The organism is Streptomyces sp. NBC_01296 (assembly GCF_035984415.1).
Taxonomy (GTDB): Bacteria; Actinomycetota; Actinomycetes; order Streptomycetales; family Streptomycetaceae; genus Streptomyces.
In genome coordinates this window covers 5,508,466-5,525,733 of record NZ_CP130720.1, presented here as the reverse complement: position 1 = coordinate 5,525,733, position 17,268 = coordinate 5,508,466, and the positions used below count along the sequence as shown (strand labels likewise).

Sequence of the window (17,268 nt, the reverse complement as noted above, 5' to 3'; positions counted from 1 at the left end):
GTGCGCTGCCGAATACGGTCCCTCGGCAGCGCACCTCCCCTCATCGGCTACGGCCAGGGGACGTCCGGGGCCCGGTAGTACGCGATGTCCTGGGCGTCCAGCCTCGGGCCCTGGGCCGCCACGCGCTGCCGGTACTCGGTCCAGTTCCGCGGGCCCGGGCTCCAGCCCAGTTCCGCGAGGCCCAGCACCCGCGGGAAGGCCATGAACTCCAGGTCGGTGCGGGTCGCGATGGTTTCCGTCCACAGCGGGGCCTCGACGCCGAGTACGGCGGACTGCGGGACTCCGGCCGCAGCCAAGTACGTCCCCGGGTTCCAGTCGTAGGCCCTGCGCACCGGGACGAAGCCCGCCCAGGCCAGTCCCGGCTTCGTCGTCAGGTCGTACTTCATGTCCAGGTACAGCCGGTCCGCCGGCGACAGGATCAGCGGGTGGCCCGCCTTCGCCGCCATGGCCACCGCCGCCTTCTCGGTCGCCGCGGTCCTGTCGTGGCCCCAGTACTGGAGCACCGCCCCGGGAGCCGGGCGAGCCGTCGCCAGCTGGTGCCAGGCCACCACCGTCTTGCCGTGGCGCCCCACGATCTGCTGGGCGCGGTCCATGAACGCCGCGTAGTCCGCCGCCGGCGTCGAGAGCGCCTCGTCGCCGCCGATGTGCAGGTAGCGGCCCGGGGTCAGCTCGGCCAGCTCGCCGAGCACCTCGTCGAGGAACTCGTACGTCCGCTCCTTGCCGACGCACAGCGAGCTGAAGCCGACCTTGATCCCGGTGTAGCGCTCGCGCGCCTTCCCGTCGCAGTTCAACTCCGCGTACGAGGCCTGGGCCGCGTTCACGTGCCCCGGCATGTCGATCTCCGGGACCACGTCCACGTACCGCTGCGCCGCGTACGCCACGAGGTCGCGGTACTGGTCCTTCGTCCAGTACCCGCCCGGCCCGCCGCCGACCTCGCTGCCGCCGCCGTACTCCGCAAGCCGCGGCCAGGAGTCGATCGCGATCCGCCAGCCCTGGTCGTCGGTCAGGTGCAGGTGCAGCGTGTTGACCTTGTACTGGGCCAGCTGGTCCACGTACCGCTTGACCTGCTCCGCCGTGAAGTGGTGGCGGGCGATGTCCAGCATGGCGCCCCGGTACGCGAAGCGGGGCGCGTCGGTGATCTCACCGCCGGGCACCGTGCCCGGACCGGCCACCGGCAGCAGCTGCCGCAGCGTCTGCCCCGCGTGGAAGAGCCCCGCCGGGGTCCGGGCGGTCAGCGTGGCCCCGCCCGGGCCGGACTCCAGCCGGTACCCCTCGGCGCCGACGCCCTCGGCCGCCGGGTCCAGGCGCAGCCGGATCCCGTCGCCGTCCCCGTCGACCACCGGCAGCGGGAGCCCGCTGGGGCCCCGGAGCTGCTGCGCGAGGAGTTCGCCGACCCGGCGGACCTCTTCGCCGCCGCCGGCGCCGGTACGGATGACCGTGCCCGCCCCGACGGCGTACCCGGGGCCTTCGGCGCGTGCGGAGGCGGGCGCCGGCAGGAGCTGTTCGTAGGGGGCGAGGACGGCGGGGCGCTCGTCCCCGGGTCTGGCGTCGCCGCCGGGGGACGTGGCGCAGGAGACGGCCGCGCCGAGGACGAGGAGGGTGCCGAGCGTGCGTCGCAGGACTCTCATAGGGCAGGTATAGGCCAACTGGCGTGCTGTGGCCGGTGCGAGAATCGACGGATGGCGGAAATCATCCAGAAGGACGGCACATGGACCTTCGACGGGGACGCGGTGCGGATCGTGCCCGGCCGCGACAAGGGGGTGGGGCTGCTGCGCCAGACGCTGGGCGAAGTGGTCGTGCCGCTGCGCGCGCTCGCCGGGGTCAGTTACGAACCGGGCCGCAAGACGGGCCGGTTGAGGCTGAAGCTGCGTGACGGCGCCGACCCGCTGCTCCAGGTGACGGGCGGGCGGCTGCCGGAGGCCTCCGACCCGTACCGGCTGACCGTGGAGGCGGACCGGACGGGGGTGGCGGAGTACTTCGTGGACGAGGTCCGCAATGCGCTGCTGCTGGACCAGGTGGACCCCGGCCCGGCGGACGTGTACCTGCTGCCGGGGCCGGCCGTGCCGATCACGGTGGCCGCGGGGGACGGGACGGTGGCCTTCGACGGGGACCGGGTGGCGCTGGACTGGAACTGGACGACGGAGGAGGCCAAGAGCTCCGGCGGTCCGCGCGAGTTCCGGATCACGGACCTGCGGACGGTGGAGTGGTCCCCCTCGAAGGGCCTGGACAACGGGTGGATCCGGTTCACGCTGGCGGGCGCCCCGGCGGCTCCGGCGCCCAAGTACGACCCGTACACGGTGGAGCTGTTCGGTTTCAAGAAGGACCCGCTGATGGCGCTGGTCGCGGCGGCCGTGGCGGTGCGGATGCCCCATCCCCGCGGCGCCTCGGCGCCGGCCGAGGCCGCCACGGTCCGGTCCGCGGCGCCGGTGCCGGAGCTCGCGGCCTCGGCCCCCGAGCCGACGGCCCCCGAGGACCACGACGCCCTGCTGCGCCGGCTGCGCGAGCTCGGGGATCTGCATCAGGGGGGCATCCTCACCGCCGAGGAGTTCGCCGCAGCCAAGCAGGCCGTTTTGCGTCGCTTCTGACCGCTTCATGAGTGGATTTGCGCATTCCGCTGGTCTGGACCAGATGGATCCTGCCCGATTCCGGGCAGGATCTTTGCGTTCCCGGCCGCGGCCCGTCAGTATCTACGAGTGCTCGACCGCCGCCCGTCTCATGACGATCTTGTCGACCACCTGGTGCGCAGCACCGCGCTGCAGCGCGGCGAGGCCGCCCGGGTGGTGCTCGACGTCCTCGCGTACTTCGACGAGACGACCGAGGAATTCGTGCGCCGCCGCCACCGGGAGCTCCAGTCCGGCGGCGCGGTCAACGCGGAGATCTTCGAACGGATCGCGGCCGAGCTGCCGCACCGCGCCGTGGCGCCGCCGGAGCTCTCGCTCCGGCAGCTGCGCCGCATCGTCTACGGCTGAGCGACAGGGCCCGCCGACGGCAGGGCGCGGCGACAACAGCGGCAAGGGCAACCGAACTTCAGGAGGGGCAAGACTTTATGTGCGGAATCGTGGGTTACATCGGCAAGCGTGACGTGGCACCGCTGCTGCTGGAAGGCCTGCAGCGACTGGAGTACCGCGGATACGACTCCGCGGGCATCGTCGTCAACAGCCCGAAGTCCCCCGCGCTCAAGGTGGTCAAGGCCAAGGGTCGCGTCCGCGAGCTGGAGTCCCGGGTACCCAAGCGCTTCGCCGGCACCACCGGTATCGCCCACACCCGCTGGGCCACCCACGGCGCGCCGAGCGACATCAACTCGCACCCGCACCTGGACGCCGAGAGCAAGGTCGCGGTCGTCCACAACGGCATCGTCGACAACGCCGACGAGCTCCGCGCCAAGCTGGAGTCCGAGGGCGTGGTCTTCGTCTCGGAGACCGACACCGAGGTGATCGTCCACCTGGTCGCCCGCTCCCAGGCCGACACCCTCGAGGAGAAGGTCCGCGAGGCCGTCAAGGCCATCGAGGGCACCTACGGCATCGCCGTCATGCACGCCGACTTCGCCGACCGCATCGTCGTGGCCCGCAACGGCTCGCCGGTCGTCCTCGGCATCGGCGAGAAGGAGATGTTCGTCGCCTCGGACGTCGCCGCGCTCGTCGCCCACACCCGCCAGGTCGTCACCCTCGACGACGGCGAGATGGCCACCCTCAAGGCCGACGACTTCCGCACCTACACCACCAGCGGTGCCACCACCACGGCCACGCCGGAGACCGTGGAGTGGGAGGCCGCCTCGTACGACATGGGCGGCCACGACACGTACATGCACAAGGAGATCTCCGAGCAGCCCGACGCGGTCGACCGCGTGCTGCGCGGCCGGATCGACGACCGCTTCAACACCGTGCACCTGGGCGGCCTGAACCTGGACCCGCGCGAGGCGCGCGGCATCCGCCGGGTCAAGATCCTGGGCTGCGGCACCTCGTACCACGCGGGCCTGATCGGCGCCGGCCTCATCGAGAGCATGGCCCGTATCCCCGCGGACGCCGAGCCGGCCTCCGAGTTCCGCTACCGCAACCCGGTCGTGGACCCCGACACGCTCTACATCGCCGTCTCCCAGTCCGGTGAGACGTACGACGTGCTCGCCGCCGTGCAGGAGCTCAAGCGCAAGGGCGCCCGCGTCCTCGGCGTCGTCAACGTGGTGGGCTCCGCGATCGCCCGCGAGGCCGACGGCGGCGTGTACGTGCACGCCGGTCCCGAGGTCTGCGTCGTCTCCACCAAGTGCTTCACCAACACGGTCGTGGCCTTCGCGCTGCTCGCCGTCCACCTGGGCCGGATCCGGGACCTGTCGGTCACGGACGGCAAGCGGATCATCGAGGGCCTGCGCAAGCTGCCCGCGCAGATCCAGGAGATCCTCGAGGGCGAAGAGGACATCAAGAAGCTGGCGGCCGAGTACGCCGAGGCCAAGTCGATGATGTTCATCGGCCGGGTCCGCGGCTACCCGGTGGCCCTGGAGGCCTCCCTCAAGCTGAAGGAGATCTCCTACATCCACGCCGAGGCCTACCCGGCCTCCGAGCTCAAGCACGGTCCGCTCGCGCTCATCGAGCCGGCGATGCCGACGGTCGCGATCGTCCCGGACGACGACCTGCTGGAGAAGAACCGCGCGGCGCTGGAGGAGATCAAGGCCCGCAGCGGCCGGATCCTTGCGGTCGCCCACCGCGAGCAGGAGAAGGCCGACCACACCATCCTCGTGCCCAAGAACGAGGACGAGCTGGACCCGATCCTGATGGGCATCCCGCTCCAGCTGCTGGCGTACCACACGGCCCTGGCCCTGGGCCGGGACATCGACAAGCCGCGCAACCTGGCGAAGTCGGTCACCGTCGAGTAGTCGCACCGAGCACGTGGAACGGCCCCCGGGGGATTCCCCGGGGGCCGTTCCCGTACGTCCTTCAGCCCGCGGCGACCGCGCCGCTGCCGGAGGCCTTGCCCAGTGCGGTGGGCCAGTGGGCCAGCGCCGCGGTGGCGCCGTACCAGAACAGCAGCCCGCAGACTGCGGCCACCCAGCCGGCGGCCTTGGCGAGCCCGCCGCTGTCGGCGAAGGAGCCGACCGCGAGGAGCAGCAGGGAGAGGGTGAGCAGGGCGTACGCGCCCTGACCGAACAGTCCGCTCGAGGCACTGACCGTGAGGGTCAGCGCGAGCAGGGCGAAGAGGACCAGGAACAGTCCGGCCGCGTGTGCCGAAACCTTTCCGTCAGCCCCTGCCGCCCAGGTGAACCAGAAGGCGCCGAGGCCCGCGAACGCCGTGCCGTTGAAGCCGTTTCCGCCGCGGAACTCGAGGATTCCGAGGACGAACAGGGCGAGACCGCCGACGTAGGTCGCGAGTGACACGGAGTTGGCGACGGACACTCCGCTGACGATGGCGGTGTGGCCGATACCGAATGCGAGAAGGGTGAGACCCAGGGCTATGTTCCCGAGGGTCGAAGTCGAGGCCGTGCTTCCCGCAGAGACACCATTGTCCACGGCGGGCTCCCTTCGATCTGCAGTTGTTTGCTGCGTCCCAGCAGCATTTATCTACCCTTTACATGGGGGTTCACAACCGCACAACCGACGTACAGCGGGTTACGGAATGACAACGACCGGTCGCTGTGCGCGCTTGGCCAGCCGGCCCGCCACGGACCCGAAGATCCGGCCCACGATCCCGTGCGTCGAGCCGACCACGATGGCGTCCGCCGAGTACTCCCGGCCGACCTCCTCCAGCTCGTGGCAGATGTCCCCGCCCCGCTCGACCAGGATCCACGGCACCTCGGCCAGATAGTCCGCGCAGGCGAGCTCCAGCCCCAGCACCTCGGTGCGGTGATCCGGTACGTCCACGAAGACGGGCGGCTCGCAGCCGGCCCACACGGTGGTGGGCAGCCGGTTGGCCACGTGCACGATGATCAGGCCGGATCCGGATCTGCGGGCCATCCCGATCGCGTACGCCAGGGCGCGCTCACTGGACGTGGAGCCGTCGAACCCCACCACGACCCCGTGCCGGAAGGCCGGGTCGCAGGGATGACGTGCCTGTTCCGCCGCGCGCAGGTCGCTCGACGCGTGGTCGGCGAGGGGTTTGCGCTTGCGGTCCGCGGGTTCGGGGAATTCGTGACCGGCCATGGATGTCTCGGCGAAGGGGTCCTCGGGGGAAGGGACAGGGCGACGGAGCGACAATGGGCGGAAGCGACGATTGAAAAAACGACGACTCAGGGTGACGGAGCTCTGTCCGGGAAGTATCTTCCCAAGCCCATACCCACCAGGGTACGGCGACACTCGTGTCCTGCACAGGGCATGCCGCCCTTGGAGAGCGTCCCAGGGAGCATGCCGGAGCGAGGGCTCCTTGGCAATGGCAGCTGCCCCCTACAGCCAGTGACGAGCGGCGGCACGCGCCACCCGTGCGCGCAGTGACCGAGCGCCGCCGCGCGGCGTTGGACAGGCGTCCGACCGTCCAGGAAGAGCCCGCAGGGAGCACGCCGTGCCCGGCCATCCGGTCCACCCCGTCCAGCCCGCTCAGCCGACCCAGTCCGTCCACTCCGCCCGGACCGCACGGCGCACCGACACGACCGTGCATTTCACCCCCGCCGCCGTTCACCCGTCCGTGCACCCCGCAAGACGCCCCCATGACGACCCTGCGGGTGACGTGGTGCGCTGGGCCGCCTTCAGCTGCCTGCTCGTCCCCGTGGTCCTCGTCGTCTACGGGACCTCCTTCGGCGGGGCCGCCGTCGCGACCCTCGGGCTGGTCGCCGTCACGGCCGCGTGCCGGGCGATGCTGCGCTACTCGGAGAAGGCGGAACGGGCCGCCCTGGTCCTCACGGAGGACCGGCTGCCGCCGGGCGGGCACCGTCGCCGTTCGCGCGCCGCGGCCCGCTCCGGGGGCCGTGCGCGCCGCGGCTGTCACACCTCTGGTGGACTTTCCCCTGAGGACTGACTGATTCGCACACCCACACCCGCATGTTTTCAGCCAACTTCCCGGCACAGTGGTGTTCTTGCCGGAATGCCCCGTCAACCCCCCTACCACCAGCGACTACACCGCCAGGGGGGCTCCAAGACCCTACGGGTACTGGCCATGGCCGGACGGCGAGCTTCCCACTCCGGTAGCGGAGTGGAACGCTTCCTGATCGAATGCTTTTCGCCAAGTTGCCAAGTCGACATAGCGCTGCGTGCTGAACTTGTCACGCCGACACCACGGGACGCAGTAGATTCGATCATGTATTTACGGCGGGGGATCCACGTGCAAGGCCGAGGGGAAACGTGCAGGTGCGACCAGACCAAGGAGTCGCGACACCCAAGGGGGGCTTAGCCATGAGCCAGGATTCCACCGCCGTCGTCGCGGACGCCGGCAGGAAGCTCGCGGGGCGTCGCCGCAGGGAGATCGTCGCGGTGCTGCTGTTCAGCGGCGGGCCGATTTTCGAGAGCTCCATTCCACTTTCCGTGTTCGGCATCGACCGGCAGGACGCGGGAGTTCCACGCTATCGACTGCTCGTATGCGCCGGGGAAGACGGTCCGCTGCGGACCACCGGCGGACTCGAGCTCACCGCGCCGTACGGGTTGGAGGCGATCGCCCGGGCAGGCACGGTCGTCGTTCCGGCCTGGCGCTCGATCACTTCACCGCCGCCTCCGGAAGCGCTCGACGCACTGCGTCTGGCGCACGAGGAGGGCGCCCGGATCGTCGGACTGTGCACGGGAGCCTTCGTACTCGCCGCCGCCGGTCTGCTGGACGGCCGGCCCGCGACGACGCACTGGATGTACGCGCCGACGCTGGCCAAGCGGTACCCGTCCGTCCATGTCGATCCGCGCGAGCTGTTCGTCGACGACGGTGACGTACTGACGTCCGCGGGCACCGCGGCCGGAATCGACCTGTGCCTGCACATCGTGCGCACGGACCACGGCAGCGAGGCGGCCGGGGCACTGGCCCGCCGGCTCGTCGTCCCGCCGCGCCGCACCGGCGGCCAGGAGCGCTATCTCGACCGGTCGCTGCCGGAGGAGATCGGCGCCGACCCGCTGGCCGAGGTCGTCGCCTGGGCGCTGGAGCACCTCCACGAGCAGTTCGACGTGGAGACCCTCGCCGCCCGGGCGTACATGAGCCGGCGCACGTTCGACCGGCGCTTCCGCTCGCTGACGGGCAGCGCGCCGCTGCAGTGGCTGATCACCCAGCGGGTGCTCCAGGCGCAGCGGCTGCTGGAGACCTCCGACTACTCGGTCGACGAGGTCGCCGGGCGCTGCGGGTTCCGCTCGCCGGTCGCCCTGCGCGGGCACTTCCGGCGGCAGCTCGGGTCCTCCCCGGCCGCCTACCGCTCGGCCTACCGGGCGCGCCGGCCGCAGGCCGACGTGTCCCAGGTGGCCGAGATCCAGGGGAACCCGGTACCGCACCAGCGCACACCGCAGCCCCAGCGGGCCGCGGCGGCCCTGGCCGCGGCCGGCCCGACGGTGACCGAGCTGTACGCCCCGAACCGGGTCCTGCGCGAGCACGCGTAGCTATCGCGACGGGCACTGCCTGACGAAGGTCCCCCGCATCGGTCGTCACCGATGCGGGGGACCTTCGGCGTAATCCGCATAAGCTGGGCCGCATGAACGATCGCATGGTGTGGATCGACTGCGAGATGACCGGGCTCTCGTTGACGGACGACGCACTTATCGAGGTGGCCGCACTGGTCACCGACTCGGAGCTCAACGTGCTCGGCGAAGGCGTGGACCTCGTGATCCGCCCGCCGGACGCATCCCTGGAGACCATGCCCGACGTGGTGCGCGAGATGCACACCGCCTCCGGCCTGCTCGACGAGCTGGCCGGCGGGATCACCCTCGCGGACGCAGAGGCGCAGGTCCTGGCGTACGTACGGGAACACGTGAAGGAGCCCCGCAAGGCTCCGCTCTGCGGGAACTCGGTCGGCACCGACCGCGGCTTCCTGCTGCGTGACATGCCCGCGCTGGAGAGCCACCTGCACTACCGGATCGTGGACGTGTCCTCGGTCAAGGAGCTGGCCCGCCGCTGGTACCCGCGGGCCTACTTCAACAGCCCGCCGAAGACCGGCAACCACCGGGCGCTCGCGGACATCAAGGAATCCATCGCCGAGCTGCGCTACTACCGGGAGGCGGTCTTCGTGCCGCAGCCCGGGCCCGACTCGGACACCGCCCGGGCCATCGCCGCCAAGCACACCCTGTCCGCCGAATAGGACCCGGCAGGACCCTCCGGAGACGGGCCGGGGGAAAGGGGGGCGCGAGCACCCTTCCGGACCCTGTACCCTTTTCTTCGGCCGGTCGGTTCTCCGACCGGACATGGTGGGTGTAGCTCAGTTGGTAGAGCACCTGGTTGTGGTCCAGGTGGCCGCGGGTTCAAGTCCCGTCACTCACCCTGCGAGAGGGCCCCGGTCCGCGAAAGCGGACCGGGGCCCTCTGCGTTTTCCGGGCGCGCCGGCGCTCCGGGCGGCGAGGACCTTGGTGCCGCGTCCCCGAAGTGGGGATGATCGTCGCCGCCCGGCTTGGGCGTGCACGCCACCAGCCGGTTCGAGGCGGGTCTCAAGGCGGCCCAGCCCGGCCGGCTCGGGCCCTCCGGGGCCGGGCGGACTCCCGGTCGGTGCGCCGCCGTTGGCCCGCGTAGACGAGGGCTGCGGCGGTCAGGGCGTAGAGGCCGGCGGTGATGCCCAGTCCGAGGGGGTCGACGCCGCGGTCGTCCGTGGCCTCGATCCAGGGATCCAGGCCGCCCAGCCGGTCCTCGAAGAGGACGACGCGCTGCCCTGTCGTGAACTGGCCGTGGCAGTTCTGGATGTCGCCCAGTTCGGCGCGGCTCCCCGAGTCGTTAACGACCCGGCAGAAGTGCCGGACGTCACCCTTGGCGCTGACCCGCTCCCCCGCCTCGACGACCACCGCGCCGGTCCGCTCACCGAGCTGCTTCATGTACGTCTCGTTGAGGTTGGACCCGGCGAAGAGGCCCAGTGCGAGGAGGGAGAACCCGACCAGGGTCGCGGCGCCCGCCCGGTTCCAGACGGACCCCGCCACGATCGGACCGGTTGCCGCCGCGGCCAGGACGATCAGGACCCCGACCCACAACATGCCGTACGGATACTGGCTGAGGAAGCCGCCCACCGTGGCCGCCGTAGGAGTCAGCGCGGCCCAGAACAGCGTGTTCGCCGTCCGCCGCGACCGCGGGGCCGCAGCCTCCCCTGCGCGCCCGGATATTCCGAATGCCTGCATGCCGATCCCCTCGAGCCCCGTGCCGCACCTCCCCGACACCCTACGCAGGGCGATCACCGCGGTCAGGCGCGGAAGGCGTCCGCGTGGTCCTCGGCCCAAGTTTCGAAGGAGCGGGCCGGGTGGCCGGTGAGGCGCTCGACGGCGTCGGTGATCTCGGCCGGGAGCCCGTCGCTCTCTGCCCAGTAGTCGAGGAGCGCATCGGCGTAGGGGCCGGGTATGTAGCCCTCGACCGCGGACTTCCACTGCTCGGCGGTGACGGGCTCGAAGGGCACCGGGGCGCCGAGCACCCCGCCGAGTATGGCCAGTTGGGTTGCGAAGGTCAGGGACTGCGGGCCGGTCAGGTGGTACGCGCGGCCGCCGAGGGCGGGGTCGGTGAGGACGGCGAAGGCGGCCTCGGCGAGGTCGGCCTCATGGACCGAGTCGCAGTGGGCGCCGGGGTAGGGCAGCTGGACCGTGCGGCCGGATTTCAGCGACCAGGCCCAGCCGAGGGCGTTGCTCGCGAACGAGCCGGGGCGCAGCAGGGTGGTGCGCAGCGGGGAGGCCAGCAGGGCCTCCTCGACGGCGAAATGGGAGGCGGACAGCGCACTGTCGGCGGCGCCCGGCCCGAGCACCGAGGAGGAGGACAGGAGCACGACGTGCTCGACTCCGGCGGTGACGGCCTCGTTCACGAAGTCGCCGATGGCGGCGGCCTCGGCGTAGAGGAAGACCGACCGGACGCCGGCCAGGGCGCCGGGAAAGGTCGAGGGATCGGTGAGGTCGCAGTGGACGGCATCGGGCGTGTCCGGCTCGCGGGAAGCGAGGCGGTGGGGGATGCCGCGGGCGGCGAGGAGGGAGACGAGGCCGCGGGCTACGGCGCCGCGGGCACCGGTGACGAGGATCGACATGGCGTGTTCCTGTTCCTGTTCTTGTTGCTGTTCCGGTTGCTGTCCCGGCGTGCGGCGCACGCTAGGATGAGTACGTGGCACAGATTCTGCACGACCAATATTCTGTGTCACGCAGATAAATTTCAGGCATGGAGAAGCCGATGTCAACCGATTCCCCTCGTTCGAGTGACTCCCGTGCTGAGTGGAGCCGCGCCGAGCTGCTCACGCGCATCGTCACCGAGAGCCAGCGGCACTACGCCGACTACTCGCTCTTCAACCAGGCCATGGCCGACCACGTCGGGCTGCACCCCACCGACATGCAGTGCGTCGCCCTCCTCGACATGGAGCCCGGCCCCGTCAGCACCGGCGACATCGCCCGCCTCACCGGCCTGACCTCCGGCTCCGCCACCCGCCTCGTCGACCGCCTGGTCAAGGCCGGCATCGTCGAGCGGCACGCCGACCCCCACGACCGCCGCCGCTCCCTCGTCTCCCTCGCCCCCGAGGCCCGCCGACGCATCGAGAAGGCCTGGGACACCCCCGGCCGTGCCTTCGGCGCGGTCCTGGAGAGCTACTCCGACTCCGAACTCGCCGTCATCGCCGACTACCTGCACCGCGCCGCCGAGGTCGGCCGGTCCCAAGCCCAGCGCCTCAACTCCGGCGGCTGACCTCCGGACCCCGCCTCCCCCGGGCGGGCACGCGGGTCTGCCGAAGCCGGCATTCCGCGGCTACGGTCCTGCCTGACGGGCAACGGTGCGCGCCGGAGACACGGGAGGGTCGGCGTGCGGATGGAGGTTGTCCGTGTCCGGATCCGACGCCGCCCCCGGCGGCTTCCGCGGAGTGTTCGCACTCGGCGGCAGCGCCCTGCCCGTCTACGCGTTCCTCGCGCGGCTGCCCGCCGCGCTGTGCCCCATCGGGACGCTCCTGCTCATCAACGAACGCGACGGAATCGGCGACGCCGGCACCGTCGCGGCCGCCCTCTGGCTCGGCCAGGCCCTCGGCGGCCCGGTCATCGGCCGACTCGCCGACCGCCGCGGCCACCGCCCCGTGCTGCTCGTCGCCTGCGTCGCGAACGCCGCCGTCCTGGCGGCCCTCGTCGCGGCCGTCCTCGGCGGGCTGTCGCTGCCCGCCCGGCTGGCCTTCGCCGTCGCCGCCGGGCTCACCGTGCCCCAGGTCGGCCCGCTGGCCCGGGCCCGCTGGGCGCACCTGGCGGGCGAGGACAAGGCCCTGATCGGTACGGCCCTGTCCTTCGACACCACCCTCGACGAGGTCGGGTTCGTGGTCGGGCCCGCGCTCGCCGGGATCCTGGCCGTGACCGTGCACCCGGCCTCCGCGCTCGTGCTCGCCGCCGGGCTGATCCTGCTCTTCGGGACCCTGTTCGCCGTCCACCCGACCGCGCCCGGCCCCCTCGGCGCACCGGATGCCGATGCACGTGCCGACGTACGACTGTGGTCGCCGCAGCTCGCGCTGCTGTGCGCGATGGCCGTGTTGCAGGGCGCCGCGTGGAGCGGGGCCAACACCGGGGTCAACGCGCTCGCCGAGTCGCTGGGCGAGCCGGGAACGGCCGGGCTGGTGTGGGCGGCCATGGCCGTGACCAGCTCGATCGCCGGCTTCGTGACGATCGCCCGCCCCGCGTCCGCGGACCTGGCCGTACGCCTGCGCCGCACCATCGGCGTACAGGCGCTGCTCACGCTGCCGCTGCTCGCCGTGTCGGGGCTGCTCGGCGCCACTTTGGCCGTCGCCGGCATCGGGCTGGCCGTGGCCCCGCACCTGATCGCGCTGTTCGGGCTCGTCGAGCGGGCGGGCCCGGCGCAGCGCATGGGCGAGGCCATGACCGTGGTGGGCAGCGGCCTGATCGTCGGTCAGGCGCTGGCCGCCGCGGCCGCCGGGCCGCTGGCGGGGGCATACGGGCACCGGGCCGCATTCGCCGTGTCGTGCGCGGCGGCGGCCGCCTCCGCGGTGCTCGCGTGGGCGGCCGCCGGCCGGGGGGCCCGGTCTCAGCCGGGTGAACCGGACGTCGCCGCGAGGCCCTTGGCCAGTCCGGCCGCGTCCATCACCGGAGCCACCTCCACCTCCGCGTTCTGCCCGAACAGGTCTTCCAGCAGCGGCGGCAGATCCGAACTCTCCTGAAGGTCGAAGACGATCCAGCAGGACCGGACCCCCTCATGGAGACCGAAGTAGGCGGCTTCGGGCTTGACCGTGTCCATGAGTTTCTTCACGGCGAGCGGGAGGGCACCGGTCTTGATGGCCTCATTGGTGGCGGCCGTGTCCATGTGCGCCCTGAGCATGACTTTCATGCCTGACTCCTTCCGTCAGGGCCCACACTCGGCGCGCCCACCGCGACCGGCAACAGCTCGGCGCCCATCCGGGACGGGCCCTCAGCCGCCCTGCTGCGCGCCCTGGATGTGGAAGTTGAAGTCCGTGTGGCCGAGGGTGCCCATCAGGCGGAGCCAGATGGGGAGGAGCATCTCGGTGCCGCGGGCCGTCTCGATGCCGCCCAGGTCCAGGACGCTCGCCTCCGGCCAGCCGAAGGAGTACAGCAGCTCGCGTACGGACTTCTTGGCGTCGGCGTCCTCGCCCGAGAGGAACACGGTGTGCTCGCCCGGCACGCGCGCCGGTTCGACCATGATCCGGCAGTTCATCGTGTTCAGCGTCTTGACCACCCGCAGCCGCGGGAACGTCCGCTGCAGCAGCTCGCCCAGGCTGTCGTCGTCCACCGGGTCGAGGGTGGGCGGGAACCCCTGGGAGAAGTCCAGCGGGTTGGCGATGTCGATCAGCACCTTGCCGTCCAGGTGCGCGGCGTCCGCCTCCGTCAGGGCGGCGACGCTGACCTGCCCGCCGGTGGCGTTGACCAGGGCCTCGCCCTGCCGGGCGGCTTCCGGGAAGGAGGCGAGGCCGACCTGCGGGTGGGCCTCCTGCCATTCGGCGTACTCGGTGCGGGCGAGGGTGGCCCGGGGGTCCCGGGTGCCGATGACCACCTCGTGTCCGAGCGAGACGAGGCGGCCGGCCACCGTTCGGCCGACGATCCCGGTGCCGAGGACTGCGTAGCGCATGACCAGTTCCATTCCGTTCGGGGGAAGGACAACCAACCACTCCGTACGGTATGCCGCCCGCGCCCGCCATGGGCGAAGTCCGGCGAACCGGGCGAACCGGCAAACCGGTGAACCGCCCGTCAGCCGCCGCGGCGCTTGCGGCGGCCGCGGCGCGTCCGCACGCCGCCCGCGCCGCCCCGCACCCGGTCGTCGAGGGCGATCCACACCCTGACCTCGGTCCCGCCGAGCATCGAGCGGCCGATCCGCACGTCGCCGCCCGTCGATTCCGCGACCCGGCGCACGATGTCCAGGCCGAGGCCCGTCGAGCCGTCCCGCCCGCCGTCGTTGCCGCGGCGCAGCGCCGCGTCCGGATCGGCTATGCCGGGCCCTGCGTCCGAGACGAGCACGATGACCGCGTCCCCCGCGTCGTGGACGTCCACCGCGAACGGGGTGCCCTCGGGGGTGTGCCGGAACACGTTGCCGAGCAGGGCGTCGAGGGCGGCCGCGAGCTCCGGCCGGGCGACCGGGAGCCGTACCGTACGGTCCACGCCCGCGAGCCGCACCTCGCGGCCCTCGTCCTCCGCCAGCGCCGACCAGAAGTCCATCCGGTCGCGGATCACCTCCGAGGCGTCGCAGCCCGCCCCGGCCCCGCCCGCGGCGGCCGCGGGTGCGCGCTGCTCACGGGCCGTACGGATGATCGTGTCGACCTCCCGTTCCAGCTGTTCCACCGCCGCCCGGGTCTGCTCCGCGGCCGGCCCGTCGCCGAGCGAGGCCGTGTTGAGCCGCAGCACCGTCAGCGGCGTCCGCAGCCGGTGCGAGAGGTCGGCGGCCAGCTCCCGCTCGTTGGCGAGGAGTTCCACCACCTGGTCCGCCATCGAGTTGAACGCGACGGCCGCCGAGCGCAGTTCCTTCGGCCCGTCCTCCGGCACCCGCGCCCCCAGCCGGCCCTCCCCCAGCTGGTGCGCGGCATCCGCGAGCCTCTCCGCCGGCCGCACCAGCCGGGCGCCGAGCCGGTCGGCGACCGCCACCGAGCCCACGATCAGCGCCAGTCCGACGCCCGCGAGGACCACCCAGGCCGTCGCGACGCCGTTGCTGACCTCGCTCTCCGGTACGAAGATCTCCACGACGGCGATGTCCCCCGACCCGAGGGCGGTCGGCTGGAGCAGCGCCGAACCGCCGCCGGCCAGCGGCGCCGTCATCGCCCGGCCCATCCGCCGGGTCTCCGCGACGGCGTGCGCCCCGGCCCGGCCGGTGCCGATCTCCACCGGCGCGCTGCCGCCGATCGCGGGCACGTGGACCGCCATCCGCTGGGCCGCGCCCATCTGCGTGGACTCCACGGCCTTGCGCAGCTGCACCGGGTCGGTGGTGATGGACAGGGTCGGCCCGATGGTGGCCGCCTGCCGCTCGGCATTGGAGAAGGCCCGGTCGCTGGCCATCTCCTGGACGACCAGCCCGAGCGGCACGGCGAAGGCCACGACCACCATGGCCGTGACCGCGAGGCACACCTTGACCAGCGCCCATCTCATCGCGCGCGCTCCGCCCCCACCGCGCCCACCAGGTTCACCGCGGCGTTCACCGCGTTCACCGGGGCGGCTCGAGCTTGACGCCGACCCCCCGCAGGGTGTGCAGATAGCGGGGGCTGGCAGCCGTTTCGCCCAGTTTGCGACGCAGCCAGGACAGGTGTACGTCGATGGTCTGGTCGTCCCCGTACGACTGCTGCCAGACCTCGGCGAGCAGCTCGCGCCGGGCCACGACCACCCCGGGCCGCCCGGCGAGGAAGGCCAGCAGGTCGAACTCCCGCCGGGTCAGGTCCAGCACGGCCCCGTCCAGCTCGGCCTGCCGCCGCAGCGGGTCGATGGCCAGCCCGCCCACCCGCAGGACCCGCGAGGGCGGTTCGGCCCCGGCGGCTGCGCGGGCGCGGCGCAGGACGGCGGACATCCGGGCGGAGAGGTGCTCCACGGAGAAGGGTTTGATCAGGTAGTCGTCGGCGCCGTCGTTGAGGAGCCGGACGATCTCGGCCTCGTCGTCGCGCGCGGTGGCGATGATCACCGGTACGTCGGTGATGCCGCGCAGCATCTTGAGCGCCTCCGACCCGTCGAGGTCGGGCAGCCCGAGGTCGAGGATGACCACGTCGAACCGGTGGTGGGCGACCTCGCGCAGCGCCTCGAGGGCCGTACCGACGCTCCGCACGGTGTGCGAGGCCTCGGTCAGGTGCCGGATCAGGGCGGAACGTACGAACTGGTCGTCCTCGACCACGAGCACACTTGCCATGGGCGGCACCGTAGTCCATTCGGGGGACCACGCGGGGTGTCGGGACGCCTCTGGGGCGAGTGGTGCAGTATGTGCCCTGATGCACCGAGGACTTGTTCATGCTCTCGCCTGGACGCTGGCGACCGGGGCGGCGGTGACGCTGTCCTGGTGGGGCGTGCACACCGTCATGTCCGGAACGGCCTACGATCCGCCGCTGGCGGTGCCGCTGACCACGCAGCCGCTGTCCTCCTCGACGCACAGCGCGGCGGCGCCGTCGCCCGAACCGGCCCCGGACTCCCCCTCCCCGTCCCCCTCGGCGTCACCCTCCGCCGCCGCCTCCTCCGCGAAGCCCGCGCAGAAGGCGGCCCCGCCGAGCCCGCGCCCGGAGGAGCAGCAGGGCGACGGCGGGGATCCGGGCAAGGTGAAGGCCTATCCGGTCACGGGTGGCCGGGTGGTCTTCGACCTCGCAACGTCCTCGGCCGAGCTGGTCTCGGCGACGCCGGACGCCGGCTGGCAGATGCAGGTGTGGAAGCAGCCGTACTGGATCCGGGTCACCTTCACCAAGGCGGGCCGGGAGATGTCGGTCTTCTGCACCTGGAACGGCCACCCGCCGCTGGTGGAGACGTACGAGGGCTAGCCTGCGCGCGTCAGGACATGACCTTGATGTTCGTCGCCTGCGGGCCCTTCGCGCCCTGGCCGAGGTCGTACTCGACCTTCTGGTTCTCCTGGAGCTCCCTGAACCCGCCCGACTGGATCTCGCTGTAGTGGGCGAAGACGTCCGCGCTGCCGTCCTCGGGCGCGATGAACCCGAATCCCTTCTCCGCGTTGAACCACTTGACGATGCCGTAAGCCATGCCGCTGTCTCCCTGTTGTCGATACCCGCTCGCCCGACGGGGCGTCCGAGACGAAGACCTACCCGCCCCCGCGGCGTTC

19 protein-coding genes and 1 tRNA gene are annotated in these 17,268 nt (G+C 72.0%); 11 read left to right on the top strand and 9 right to left on the bottom strand.

Annotation, left to right across the window (positions count from 1 at the left end; genetic code table 11):
• Positions 1-47: 47 nt before the first annotated feature.
• Positions 48-1,628, bottom strand: a complete 1,581-nt coding sequence (locus OG299_RS25145; RefSeq protein ID WP_327362699.1) for a beta-N-acetylhexosaminidase — start codon at positions 1,626-1,628, stop codon at positions 48-50.
• A 51-nt stretch (positions 1,629-1,679) separates the two neighbouring features.
• Here OG299_RS25145 and OG299_RS25140 point away from each other — a divergent pair, with 51 nt between their 5' ends.
• The 3 genes from OG299_RS25140 (at position 1,680) to glmS (ending at position 4,864) form a co-directional block, all read left to right on the top strand.
• Entirely contained in the window at positions 1,680-2,585 is a 906-nt protein-coding gene (locus OG299_RS25140) for a DUF4429 domain-containing protein (RefSeq protein ID WP_266629073.1), read from the top strand.
• A gap of 108 nt (positions 2,586-2,693) precedes the next feature.
• On the top strand, positions 2,694-2,969 hold the full coding sequence (locus OG299_RS25135) for a hypothetical protein (protein WP_030008735.1): 276 nt from the start codon (positions 2,694-2,696) through the stop codon (positions 2,967-2,969).
• A gap of 77 nt (positions 2,970-3,046) precedes the next feature.
• On the top strand, positions 3,047-4,864 hold the full coding sequence (gene glmS / locus OG299_RS25130) for a glutamine--fructose-6-phosphate transaminase (isomerizing) (RefSeq protein ID WP_266629071.1): 1,818 nt from the start codon (positions 3,047-3,049) through the stop codon (positions 4,862-4,864).
• Between the two features lie 61 nt (positions 4,865-4,925).
• On the opposite strand, the gene OG299_RS25125 is transcribed toward glmS, so the two are convergent.
• Entirely contained in the window at positions 4,926-5,495 is a 570-nt protein-coding gene (locus OG299_RS25125) for a GPR1/FUN34/YaaH family transporter (protein ID WP_266629070.1), read from the bottom strand.
• 99 nt (positions 5,496-5,594) lie between these two features.
• Positions 5,595-6,125 carry a universal stress protein gene (locus OG299_RS25120; protein WP_266629068.1) on the bottom strand — a complete coding sequence of 177 codons (531 nt, stop codon included), beginning with the start codon at positions 6,123-6,125 and terminating at the stop codon, positions 5,595-5,597.
• A 355-nt stretch (positions 6,126-6,480) separates the two neighbouring features.
• Between OG299_RS25120 and OG299_RS25115 the strand changes: the two genes are divergently transcribed.
• From OG299_RS25115 to OG299_RS25100, 4 genes are all read left to right on the top strand, one after another.
• Positions 6,481-6,933, top strand: a complete 453-nt coding sequence (locus OG299_RS25115) for a hypothetical protein (RefSeq protein ID WP_327362698.1) — start codon at positions 6,481-6,483, stop codon at positions 6,931-6,933.
• A gap of 374 nt (positions 6,934-7,307) precedes the next feature.
• Positions 7,308-8,480, top strand: a complete 1,173-nt coding sequence (locus OG299_RS25110) for a helix-turn-helix domain-containing protein (RefSeq protein ID WP_266629066.1) — start codon at positions 7,308-7,310, stop codon at positions 8,478-8,480.
• Between the two features lie 92 nt (positions 8,481-8,572).
• On the top strand, positions 8,573-9,175 hold the full coding sequence (gene orn / locus OG299_RS25105; RefSeq protein WP_266629064.1) for an oligoribonuclease: 603 nt from the start codon (positions 8,573-8,575) through the stop codon (positions 9,173-9,175).
• Positions 9,176-9,281: 106 nt separating this feature from the next.
• Positions 9,282-9,354, top strand: a tRNA-His gene (locus OG299_RS25100).
• 164 nt (positions 9,355-9,518) lie between these two features.
• Here OG299_RS25100 and OG299_RS25095 read toward each other — a convergent pair.
• The gene (locus OG299_RS25095; protein WP_327362697.1) at positions 9,519-10,193 is read right to left on the bottom strand and encodes a hypothetical protein; all 675 of its coding nucleotides are present in this window, start codon (positions 10,191-10,193) and stop codon (positions 9,519-9,521) included.
• A 62-nt stretch (positions 10,194-10,255) separates the two neighbouring features.
• Entirely contained in the window at positions 10,256-11,077 is an 822-nt protein-coding gene (locus tag OG299_RS25090; RefSeq protein ID WP_327362696.1) for an NAD(P)H-binding protein, read from the bottom strand.
• Positions 11,078-11,217: 140 nt separating this feature from the next.
• Between OG299_RS25090 and OG299_RS25085 the strand changes: the two genes are divergently transcribed.
• From OG299_RS25085 to OG299_RS25075, 3 genes are all read left to right on the top strand, one after another.
• Complete coding sequence (locus OG299_RS25085) at positions 11,218-11,721, top strand: MarR family winged helix-turn-helix transcriptional regulator (protein WP_327362695.1); 504 nt, start codon at positions 11,218-11,220, stop codon at positions 11,719-11,721.
• A 133-nt stretch (positions 11,722-11,854) separates the two neighbouring features.
• A complete protein-coding gene (locus OG299_RS25080; RefSeq protein WP_327362694.1) occupies positions 11,855-13,183 on the top strand; it encodes an MFS transporter in 1,329 nt (442 codons plus the stop codon).
• A 35-nt stretch (positions 13,184-13,218) separates the two neighbouring features.
• Positions 13,219-13,356, top strand: coding sequence for a hypothetical protein (locus OG299_RS25075; RefSeq protein ID WP_327362693.1), 138 nt, complete (start codon positions 13,219-13,221; stop codon positions 13,354-13,356).
• Positions 13,357-13,431: 75 nt separating this feature from the next.
• Here the strand turns inward: OG299_RS25075 and OG299_RS25070 are convergent, their stop codons facing one another.
• From OG299_RS25070 to OG299_RS25060, 3 genes are all read right to left on the bottom strand, one after another.
• Positions 13,432-14,106 (bottom strand): NADPH-dependent F420 reductase, encoded by a 675-nt coding sequence (locus tag OG299_RS25070; protein ID WP_327362692.1) that lies wholly within the window; start codon positions 14,104-14,106, stop codon positions 13,432-13,434.
• Between the two features lie 119 nt (positions 14,107-14,225).
• Positions 14,226-15,611 carry a sensor histidine kinase gene (locus tag OG299_RS25065; RefSeq protein WP_327362691.1) on the bottom strand — a complete coding sequence of 462 codons (1,386 nt, stop codon included), beginning with the start codon at positions 15,609-15,611 and terminating at the stop codon, positions 14,226-14,228.
• 55 nt (positions 15,612-15,666) lie between these two features.
• Positions 15,667-16,356 carry a response regulator transcription factor gene (locus OG299_RS25060; protein ID WP_266629052.1) on the bottom strand — a complete coding sequence of 230 codons (690 nt, stop codon included), beginning with the start codon at positions 16,354-16,356 and terminating at the stop codon, positions 15,667-15,669.
• A 79-nt stretch (positions 16,357-16,435) separates the two neighbouring features.
• Here OG299_RS25060 and OG299_RS25055 point away from each other — a divergent pair, with 79 nt between their 5' ends.
• Positions 16,436-16,972 carry a hypothetical protein gene (locus OG299_RS25055; RefSeq protein WP_327362690.1) on the top strand — a complete coding sequence of 179 codons (537 nt, stop codon included), beginning with the start codon at positions 16,436-16,438 and terminating at the stop codon, positions 16,970-16,972.
• A gap of 10 nt (positions 16,973-16,982) precedes the next feature.
• Here OG299_RS25055 and OG299_RS25050 read toward each other — a convergent pair whose 3' ends face one another.
• A complete protein-coding gene (locus OG299_RS25050) occupies positions 16,983-17,189 on the bottom strand; it encodes a cold-shock protein (RefSeq protein WP_266629049.1) in 207 nt (68 codons plus the stop codon).
• Positions 17,190-17,268 lie beyond the last annotated feature (79 nt).

Coding starts and splice junctions, on each gene's coding strand:
- OG299_RS25110 (WP_266629066.1), top strand. CDS start 7,308: ATGAGCCAGGATTCCACCGCCGTCGTCGCGGACGCCGGCAGGAAGCTC.
- OG299_RS25055 (WP_327362690.1), top strand. CDS start 16,436: ATGCACCGAGGACTTGTTCATGCTCTCGCCTGGACGCTGGCGACCGGG.
- glmS (WP_266629071.1), top strand. CDS start 3,047: ATGTGCGGAATCGTGGGTTACATCGGCAAGCGTGACGTGGCACCGCTG.
- OG299_RS25085 (WP_327362695.1), top strand. CDS start 11,218: ATGTCAACCGATTCCCCTCGTTCGAGTGACTCCCGTGCTGAGTGGAGC.
- OG299_RS25065 (WP_327362691.1), bottom strand. CDS start 15,611: ATGAGATGGGCGCTGGTCAAGGTGTGCCTCGCGGTCACGGCCATGGTG.
- OG299_RS25050 (WP_266629049.1), bottom strand. CDS start 17,189: ATGGCTTACGGCATCGTCAAGTGGTTCAACGCGGAGAAGGGATTCGGG.
- OG299_RS25095 (WP_327362697.1), bottom strand. CDS start 10,193: ATGCAGGCATTCGGAATATCCGGGCGCGCAGGGGAGGCTGCGGCCCCG.
- OG299_RS25075 (WP_327362693.1), top strand. CDS start 13,219: ATGGAGACCGAAGTAGGCGGCTTCGGGCTTGACCGTGTCCATGAGTTT.
- OG299_RS25120 (WP_266629068.1), bottom strand. CDS start 6,125: ATGGCCGGTCACGAATTCCCCGAACCCGCGGACCGCAAGCGCAAACCC.
- orn (WP_266629064.1), top strand. CDS start 8,573: ATGAACGATCGCATGGTGTGGATCGACTGCGAGATGACCGGGCTCTCG.
- OG299_RS25060 (WP_266629052.1), bottom strand. CDS start 16,356: ATGGCAAGTGTGCTCGTGGTCGAGGACGACCAGTTCGTACGTTCCGCC.
- OG299_RS25090 (WP_327362696.1), bottom strand. CDS start 11,077: ATGTCGATCCTCGTCACCGGTGCCCGCGGCGCCGTAGCCCGCGGCCTC.
- OG299_RS25145 (WP_327362699.1), bottom strand. CDS start 1,628: ATGAGAGTCCTGCGACGCACGCTCGGCACCCTCCTCGTCCTCGGCGCG.
- OG299_RS25070 (WP_327362692.1), bottom strand. CDS start 14,106: ATGCGCTACGCAGTCCTCGGCACCGGGATCGTCGGCCGAACGGTGGCC.
- OG299_RS25140 (WP_266629073.1), top strand. CDS start 1,680: ATGGCGGAAATCATCCAGAAGGACGGCACATGGACCTTCGACGGGGAC.